This window comes from Pseudomonadales bacterium (genome assembly GCA_013215025.1).
In the GTDB taxonomy this organism is placed as follows: Bacteria; Pseudomonadota; Gammaproteobacteria; order Pseudomonadales; family DT-91; genus DT-91.
Map to the genome: position 1 here is coordinate 1 of JABSRR010000079.1, position 8,558 is coordinate 8,558.

Sequence of the window (8,558 nt, forward strand, 5' to 3'; positions counted from 1 at the left end):
TGGCGTCTCGGCTTCGCTTGCGCTATTAGGTGATCTAAATGTTGCTGAGCCTGGTGCCAGAGCTGGTTTTGCCGGGCCCAATATCATTGAGCAAACTATTCGACAAAAATTACCACCAGGTTTTCAACGCAGTGAATTTCTTTTAGATCATGGTGCGATTGATATGATTATTCATCGTCATGATATGAAAGATAAACTGTCCAGCATATTAGCAAAGCTAAGTCATAAAGATCTTGCTGATGGTGAGCTTGAATCGGCTTAGATCGGCTTAGATCGGCTTAGATCGGTTTAGGTCGTCTCGAGTATGCTGCAAAAAAATTTGGCTGACTGGCTAGCTGAGCTAGAAACTCGTCATAGTCAACTCACTGGAAAGTCTATTGACTTAGGCTTGGATCGCGTTCGCGCTGTCGCAGATGCCATGGGCCTGTTGTCGCTGAAAACCAAGCCAAATTGTCAGATTGTCACGGTTGCAGGCACCAATGGCAAGGGCAGTTTTGTCTCAGCTGCTGCCCATCTGCTTAGTCAGCGTGGATTTGCTGTCGCAAGCTATACCTCGCCGCACATGCACAGCTTTAATGAACGCATTCAGATTAATCAATCACCGCTCAGTGATCAATCTTTAGCTGCAGCTTTCGAAGCAGTAGAAGAAGTGAGGTCAAGCTTAGCTATTTCATTAAGCTATTTTGAATTCACCACCTTAGCGGCATTGTATTGTTTCAAGCAGACCGAGCTTGATGTCATTCTATTAGAAGTTGGTTTGGGTGGGCGCTTAGATGCAGTAAATATCATTGATGCCGATATTGCCGTGATCACGTCTATAGGCTTAGATCATCAAGACTTTTTGGGTGACAATTTAGAGACGATTGCGCTGGAAAAATGCGGCATTTTACGTGATCAAGCGTCTCGCGTAGTGCTTGATGATCAACCCTTGGCTGCGTTACAGCAAGCCGTTGACCACCCTTTAGCGAAGAGCATAGATCGAGACTTTGTTATATCTCAAAGCCTTAAAGATGAGCAGATATGTTGGCAGCTTTCTGATCGTGAACTTGCTATTGATTACCCAGCAGTGATGGATAACGGTTTGTCAATAAGTTCGCAGGCAGGCGCAATTGTGGTCGTTAATCAACTGCTACAAAAAGCGCATCAAGCGATGTTGTCGCCTTCAGAAGTCGAGTCTTTAGCAGACTTAACATTGGCTGGTCGTTTTCAACAGTTAACGATAGACGGCGTGAGCTATGTGTTTGATGTGGCGCATAATCTCGACGCAGTTGCGCTACTTCAGAGGCGACTGCAGCAGCGCAAGCTGGCAGCGGGTGCAAAGCGCATAGCCTTGTTTGCGATGCTTAGCGACAAACCTTTGAGTGCCTCTATTGCTTGTTTAAAAGACACGTTTTTTGCGTGGTTTCTTGCTGAGTTAGATGACCCCAGAGCGTTTAAAGCCAGTGATGTTGCGGCAGAATTACATCAGCACGGCGTACACATGATTAGCGTCAGTAAAAATGTCTCGCAAGCTGTGGCAAGGTTAAGGCAAATGACTCAAGCAGGTGATGAAATTGTCGTGTTTGGCTCCTTTGTCACCGTTGCCGCAGCCTTAAACAAGCTGCAAAAATACGCTGATCACAGTAAAATCTCGAAGATATGATTAAGCATTGACGCAATCATTTTATTACATTGATAATAAACCGTATGGCTAACCCTCAAGAACCGCAGGCAGATAACCTAGAATCGATTAAGTTTCGAGTTGTTGGCGCGTTAATTATTTTGCTGGCAAGTTTAATAGCCTGGTGGCTAATACTGGATCATGATCTGCAAAAATTTGATGCGCTGGGTGACTCCTTGCAGCATACGGTTGATGTTCAGCACTTTGCGATTCCAGCAGAGACCGTTGAAAGATTAGAACAATATCAGGCAGAGGCCGCGAATACCCCGGCGACTAAAGTCGCGGCCAATCAACCATCCAGTGCATCGCAGACAGCGCAAACCTCAAATGCAACGCAGCTTAAACTTAAAGATGCATGGGTATTACAGCTTGGTGTTTTTAAGGATAAAAATAATGCCCATGAACTGCGAAAAACGCTGCATGCGGCTAATTTATCTGCCTATGTAAAAACCTTTTCAAGCGATAATGACACGGTATACCGCGTGCTGGTTGGACCAAAACTGATTAAGTCAGAGCTGCTGGCTTTAAAGCCTAAAGTGATTGAAGTCAGCGGAATAGAACCCATGTTAGTTAAGTTCAAGCCAGGATTTGAACAGTGATTGTACCAAGTAATTGGGTTGACTGGCTGATCTTAGCGATTATTACATTATCAGCATTGATCAGTTTGAAACGTGGTTTTGTCAAAGAAGTTTTGTCATTAGTAATTTGGTTGATGGCGATCTTGCTGAGCATTATGTTTCATCAGCAACTAGCTGTTATTTTAGCGCCATATATAGACTCGCCATCGTTACGAAAATTAGCCGCATTGTTTTGTTTGTTTATTTTGTGCTTACTGGTTGGTGGCTTGTTTTCATTTATTCTCAGTCAGTTGGTGCATTGGACGGGTTTGACCGGTACTGATCGCTTACTGGGCATGGTATTCGGTAGTCTGCGCGGCGTGCTAGTGGTTGTGGTGGTGCTTATGCTAGGCAAAACGCTGTTGCCACTGCATCAAGAACAATGGTGGCTGAGCTCTAATTTAATCCCTCATTTTGAGCGTTTAGAAACCTGGGTTATGACTCAGGGCTTAGCGCTACGAGATATCTTCATACCATTAATTAGTGGGCGAACCTAGTCTAAAACATAGAGAGAAAGATACATGTGTGGTATTGCGGGCATTGTTTCATCGCAAAATGTCAATCAAGAGCTGTATGATGGCTTAACTGTGCTGCAGCATCGTGGCCAGGATGCCGCGGGTATGGTGACCTGTGAACTGGGTCGATTTCATCAGCGTAAAGGCAATGGGCTGGTTAAAGATGTATTTCGCACACGTCATATGCAGGTGCTGCAGGGCAATATGGGGATTGGTCATGTGCGATACCCAACCGCGGGCTCATCGTCGCCGGCCCTCGCACAGCCTTTTTATGTTAACTCACCTTATGGCATTTCGCTGGCTCACAACGGTAATTTAACCAATACCCAGCAATTGGCGCGCGAGATTTACCAAGAAGACCTACGGCATGCGAATACCGATTCAGATTCTGAAGTTTTGCTTAATATTTTCGCTCATGAGCTGCAGCGACTGGGTAAATTAAGACCCGATCCTAGCGATATTTTTACCGCGATTAAAGCCGTTCACAGCCGTATTCGCGGTGGTTATGCCGTGATTGCGATGATTGCTAATTATGGTTTGGTTGCATTTAGAGATCCGAATGGCATTCGGCCTATAGTCTATGGCCAACGCCATGCTGCAAATGGTGAGCTTGAATATATGGTGGCATCCGAGAGTGTGGCATTAGATGTTTTAGGTTTTGACTTAATCCGTGATATTGCTCCCGGCGAAGCCTTATTTGTTGGCCTTGATGGCACGCTGCACTTGGAGCAATGTGCTGAACATACGCGCTCGGTGCCCTGTATTTTTGAGCATGTTTATTTTGCCCGCCCAGACTCGATTATTGACAATATTTCTGTGTATAAAACGCGCATGCGTATGGGTGAATACCTAGCGAAGAAAATCTTGTCGCAACGACCTGAGCATGATATCGATGTGGTGATTCCAATCCCCGATACTTCGAGGGTTTCGGCTCAATCATTGGCCTATCAGTTGGGGGTTAAGTTTCGCGAAGGGCTGATGAAAAATCGTTATATTGGTAGGACCTTTATTATGCCTGGACAAACACAGCGGAAGAAATCGGTACGGCAAAAACTAAATACGATTGAATTAGAATTTAAAGGTAAAAACGTGCTGCTGGTTGATGATTCAATTGTTCGGGGTACAACGTGTAAGCAAATCATCGAAATGGCTAGGGATGCCGGCGCAAATAAGGTGTATTTTGCATCTGCTGCCCCTGCGGTGAAATATCCCAATGTTTACGGTATCGATATGCCGGTTGCAGCAGAGCTGATTGCGCATGGTCGCAGCGACGACGAAGTATGTCAGCTGATTGGAGCCGACTGGCTTATTTATCAAGATTTAGAGGCCTTAGTTGCCAGCTGCAGAGAGGGTAACGAGCGGATTACCGAGTTTGAATGCTCTGTGTTTAATGGCGAGTATGTTACCGGAGACGTGACCGACACTTACCTTAAAGATATTGAAGAGACTCGTAATGATGCCTCCAAAGCAAAGGTGCAGGCAAAACTGGATACGGCAGACGGCTCATTTGTGGGCTTATATAACGATATCTCGTAATTGTTTGATCGGTTAGGCGACTGTGATTGCTTAACCGTATAACTGAAAGCTTAACGACTTACTGTGCCTGCTGTAAGCAAATATAAGAGTACAATCATGGATTCGCTAGATCACCAACGACAAGCTATTTTGCAGCAAGCTGAGCTTGAAACCTTGGCAGTTCGCTCAGGCCATATGCGCTCGCCAGAAGGTGAACACAGTGAGCCAATTTTCGCCACCTCGAGTTATGTGTTTAACTCTGCATCTGCAGCAGCAGCGCGTTTCTCTGGTGAATCACCGGGTAATGTATATTCTCGTTATACTAACCCAACGGTTCGTGCATTTGAGCAACGTCTTGCCGCGATGGAAGGTGGTGAGCAGGCTGTGGCAACATCATCGGGTATGGCAGCTATTTTAAGTACCTGTCTTGCGTTGTTATCAAAAGGTGATCATGTCGTTTGTTCCCGCAGTGTCTTTGGCACCACTACCGTAGTTTTTAATAAGTACCTGGCGAAATTCGGTGTTGAGGTTAGCTTTGTTGCACCCACAGACTATGCTGCATGGCAGACAGCGATCACGGATAAAACGCGTTTACTGTTCTTGGAGTCACCCTCTAACCCCTTGTCTGAGGTGGTAGACATTGCCAAACTCGCGAGTATTAGCCAAGCTCACCAATGCTTACTGATTGTTGATAATTGCTTTTGCACACCAGCACTGCAGCAACCACTTGCACTGGGTGCAGATATCGTTATTCATTCAGCGACTAAATTTCTCGATGGTCAGGGGCGCTGCTTAGGTGGAGCGGTAGTCGGCCGTGCTGAACATATGGATGAAGTGCTGGCATTTATTCGATCTGCTGGTCCATCAATGAGCCCGTTTAATGCCTGGGTTTTTTTGAAAGGCTTAGAAACACTCTCGATCAGGATGCGTGCCCATTGCGATCAGGCAATGCAATTGGCCTTGTGGTTACAACAGCAAGACTGTGTGCAGCAGGTTTTTTATGCCGGTTTGCCAGAGCATCCGCAGCACCAACTTGCTGCCACGCAACAGAGCGGCTTTGGCGGTGTGCTAGCATTTACCGTTAAAGGTGGGCGAGAACAGGCCTGGCAGGTGATTGATGCGACACGCATATTGTCTATTACGGCTAACCTGGGTGATACCAAAACAACCATTGTGCATCCGGCAACGACTACACATGGGCGCCTCAGCGATGCAGAAAAGCAGGCAGCAGGCATTGGCGAGAATTTAATTCGTATTTCTGTAGGCTTAGAACATATCAACGATATTCAGTCGGACCTTAAGCGAGGCTTTGATTTACTGTGAATGCAAAACCTCCGATGCCAGACTTTCAGGCGACAATACAAAACTGCATAAGCCAGCTGTCTACCGTTATTCAAGGGAAAGACAGAGCGCTAAAACAAACACTCGCCTGTATTTTAGCTAACGGACATGTTTTGTTGGAAGATCTGCCGGGAACCGGGAAAACGTCTCTCGCTCAGGCTCTGGCACAGGTATTGGGATTAGATTATGCCAGGGTGCAATTTACCTCTGACTTATTACCGGCTGATGTCATTGGCACTACTATTTATGACCAGCAAGCGCAGCAGTTTCACTTCCAACGTGGCCCGATTTTTACGCAGCTACTATTGGCCGATGAAATTAACCGCAGCAGCGCAAAAACCCAGTCTGCTTTACTTGAAGCCATGGCAGAGAGGCAGGTTACTGTTGATGGGCAATCATATAGCCTGGCAAAACCTTTCTTTGTTATTGCGACCCAAAACCCACAATCACAATTTGGTACTTTCCCTTTACCTGAGTCTCAACTAGACCGCTTTATGATGTCTGTAAGCATCGGCTATCCTGATTATGATGCTGAACTATCTTTACTGCGGGGTGATAGCGGCAGAGAATTTTTAGCAGCTCTAAGCGCCATGCTTGATGCCTCAGGCATCGTTCAGGTCCAGCAACAGGTGAGCTCGATTCGTTGCTCTGACACCTTGCTTGCTTACATCATGCGTTTAGTCACTGCAACTCGAGAGCATAGCCAGCTGAGCTATGGTGTTTCGCCGCGAGCTGCACTCGCCTTAGTGCAAGCCTCAAAAGCATGGGCTTTTATTGATGGTCGTGATTTTGTCATACCTGAGGATATTCAAGCGCTTATTAAAAATGTATGGCAACACCGGCTATTGTATGCAGCGAGTACACAACAAGATGCGGTGGCCATCTTAGATGGCATCGTTGAAACGACTGCTGTGAATATTTAACCAATTAGATAGCTTGGAATATGTATAGTGCGCTTAAAGATAATCTGAAAAAGCGTATTGATCATCGCTATCAGGCTTGGTTGGTAAAGCGTATACCGTCTGAAAACACTATTACGCTGTCGCAACGCAAATTGTTTATTTTCCCAACTCGACAGGGGTTTTCTTTCGCGTTTATCATCCTACTTTTGTTAATTGCTGCGATCAATTATCAAAATAATTTGATCTATGCACTGACATTTTTCTTGGGCAGTCTATTCCACACGGCCATCTTATATACTTTTTATAACTTATCTAGACTGCAAATCAGAGGGCTTCGTGCGGAAGCGAATGTGGTTGGCAAACAACTTACTTTCGAGGTTGAGTTGACTGCAGCTCAAAAAAAATCCCACGCCAATATTATGCTGTTCTTTCATTCTGAGGGTCAGCCGCAATATGAAAGCCTTGTTGAACGATTAGAGCAGCAAAAACAGACCGTAAAGGTTTTTTGTCAAGCACGCCATCGAGGCTTATTGACGGCACCTAGACTATGTATACAGTCAACATTTCCCATGGGTCTTATTCGTTGTTGGACCTGGTTAGATTTAAATATGCAGGTTTGGGTATATCCAGAGCCGCTTCAATCATCGATGATTTACGATAGCAGTGACGCAGATAGTCAAGACGGTCGTGCTTTGGTGAAGCAGCCAGGGGATGAATTTAATGGTTTAAAAAATTATCACATTGGCCAATCCTTACAGCAAGCATATTGGCCGAGTGTGGCCAAAGGCTATCCGCTGCAACTGAAAGATTTTCAGCATGCTGCGGCAAAAGACCATTGTTTAAACTTTGACGATTACTTCTCTGGCGACGTTGAGCAGACTTTATCGAGACTGTGCTTTTGGGCGCAAGAATTAGAGCGTCGAGGTGAACCTTTTTCACTTAAATTACCCAATAACTTTGTGGCAATGAATTCAGGTAAACAGCATCTACAGAAAGTGCTTGAAAGTTTGGCGGCCTACTAAGATGGAGTTTCAAATAGCCAAACAAACCCTGATATATTTGTTTATTAGCTTGACTGTGATAATCCTGCCGCATCTTGAGCGCTCACCATTAGTTTTGCCCGTGGTGTTTATAACAACGGTTTATTGGCAGTTCAAAATTTATCGCCAGCAGTGGCCTTTTCCACGCGCTATATACAAAACAGCTATCGTTTTATTAGTGCTGAGCTTAATTTGGCTTCAGCATAAAAGCTTTTTGAGTCTCGAAGCAATAACACAATTATTACTACTTACCGTGTTGCTTAAACTGCTTGAATTGAAAGCACAGCGTGATGTGCTCACGGTTTTATACTTGAGTTACTTCGCCATTATGACGCAGTTACTATTTGATCAGTCTCTTTTATCCGGCTTGTATATTGTTATTGCATTGTTGCTGAGCAGTGCTAGCTTAATCAGTCTATATAGCTCAGCTGAACATAGCGCATTAATGCCTCTTAAGCTTAGCGTTAAAATGAGCTTGGTTTCGCTACCTATTTTACTGGTGGCATTTATGATATTTCCTAGAGTAGCGCCCCTTTGGTCAGTTCCTAATGCTGCTGGAACAGCAACCACAGGCATCAGCGGCCGCATGGCCCCTGGTCTATTCAGTCAACTGATTGAGTCGAATGCTCTAGCGTTTCGAGTTGAGTTTGATAATACACCGCCTCAGGCCGATAATTTTTATTGGCGCGCGGTTGTGTTGCAAGACTTTGATGGTCGTGAGTGGACAAGAGGGCAAACTCAAACTACTGCCTTGCAGCCTAATGTGTTAATTGATTCCAACGACAAGACAGCAGTTGACGATAAACAGTTAACCAGTGATAGTTTGTTAGCTTACACCATTACGATGGAGCCAAGCTTCCAGCCTTGGTTATACGCGATAAACCGTCCTGTAGAGAGCAGCATTGGTCAAATCTTTTCAGACAATACCTTGCAGAGCCCGGTAGACATTAATCGTCGTCTGCAGTATC

Annotated in this window: 9 protein-coding genes; all 9 read left to right on the forward strand. The window is 45.2% G+C overall.

Features of this window, described 5'->3' with window-relative positions; genetic code table 11:
• Positions 1-262 (forward strand): acetyl-CoA carboxylase carboxyl transferase subunit beta (locus HRU21_07295; GenBank protein NRA42100.1); only part of this gene is annotated, 262 nt, incomplete at its 5' end.
• Between the two features lie 42 nt (positions 263-304).
• Positions 305-1,642, forward strand: coding sequence for a bifunctional folylpolyglutamate synthase/dihydrofolate synthase (locus HRU21_07300; GenBank protein ID NRA42101.1), 1,338 nt, complete (start codon positions 305-307; stop codon positions 1,640-1,642).
• Between the two features lie 44 nt (positions 1,643-1,686).
• Positions 1,687-2,259 (forward strand): SPOR domain-containing protein, encoded by a 573-nt coding sequence (locus HRU21_07305; GenBank protein ID NRA42102.1) that lies wholly within the window; start codon positions 1,687-1,689, stop codon positions 2,257-2,259.
• A complete protein-coding gene (locus tag HRU21_07310) occupies positions 2,259-2,774 on the forward strand; it encodes a CvpA family protein (GenBank protein NRA42103.1) in 516 nt (171 codons plus the stop codon). Before HRU21_07305 ends, HRU21_07310 begins: the two co-directional genes overlap by 1 nt.
• Before the next feature lie 24 nt (positions 2,775-2,798).
• Entirely contained in the window at positions 2,799-4,328 is a 1,530-nt protein-coding gene (gene purF / locus HRU21_07315) for an amidophosphoribosyltransferase (protein NRA42104.1), read from the forward strand.
• Between the two features lie 96 nt (positions 4,329-4,424).
• Complete coding sequence (locus tag HRU21_07320) at positions 4,425-5,630, forward strand: O-succinylhomoserine sulfhydrylase (protein ID NRA42105.1); 1,206 nt, start codon at positions 4,425-4,427, stop codon at positions 5,628-5,630.
• Between the two features lie 14 nt (positions 5,631-5,644).
• Positions 5,645-6,571, forward strand: coding sequence for a MoxR family ATPase (locus HRU21_07325; protein NRA42106.1), 927 nt, complete (start codon positions 5,645-5,647; stop codon positions 6,569-6,571).
• A 20-nt stretch (positions 6,572-6,591) separates the two neighbouring features.
• Positions 6,592-7,572, forward strand: coding sequence for a DUF58 domain-containing protein (locus HRU21_07330; GenBank protein NRA42107.1), 981 nt, complete (start codon positions 6,592-6,594; stop codon positions 7,570-7,572).
• 1 nt (position 7,573) lies between these two features.
• Positions 7,574-8,558 (forward strand): DUF3488 domain-containing protein (locus HRU21_07335; protein ID NRA42108.1); only part of this gene is annotated, 985 nt, incomplete at its 3' end.

Excerpts from the sequence above, each read along its gene's own strand:
- HRU21_07325 (NRA42106.1), top strand. The coding sequence starts at position 5,645 with ATGCCAGACTTTCAGGCGACAATACAAAACTGCATAAGCCAGCTGTCT.
- HRU21_07330 (NRA42107.1), top strand. The coding sequence starts at position 6,592 with ATGTATAGTGCGCTTAAAGATAATCTGAAAAAGCGTATTGATCATCGC.
- purF (NRA42104.1), top strand. The coding sequence starts at position 2,799 with ATGTGTGGTATTGCGGGCATTGTTTCATCGCAAAATGTCAATCAAGAG.
- HRU21_07300 (NRA42101.1), top strand. The coding sequence starts at position 305 with ATGCTGCAAAAAAATTTGGCTGACTGGCTAGCTGAGCTAGAAACTCGT.
- HRU21_07305 (NRA42102.1), top strand. The coding sequence starts at position 1,687 with ATGGCTAACCCTCAAGAACCGCAGGCAGATAACCTAGAATCGATTAAG.
- HRU21_07320 (NRA42105.1), top strand. The coding sequence starts at position 4,425 with ATGGATTCGCTAGATCACCAACGACAAGCTATTTTGCAGCAAGCTGAG.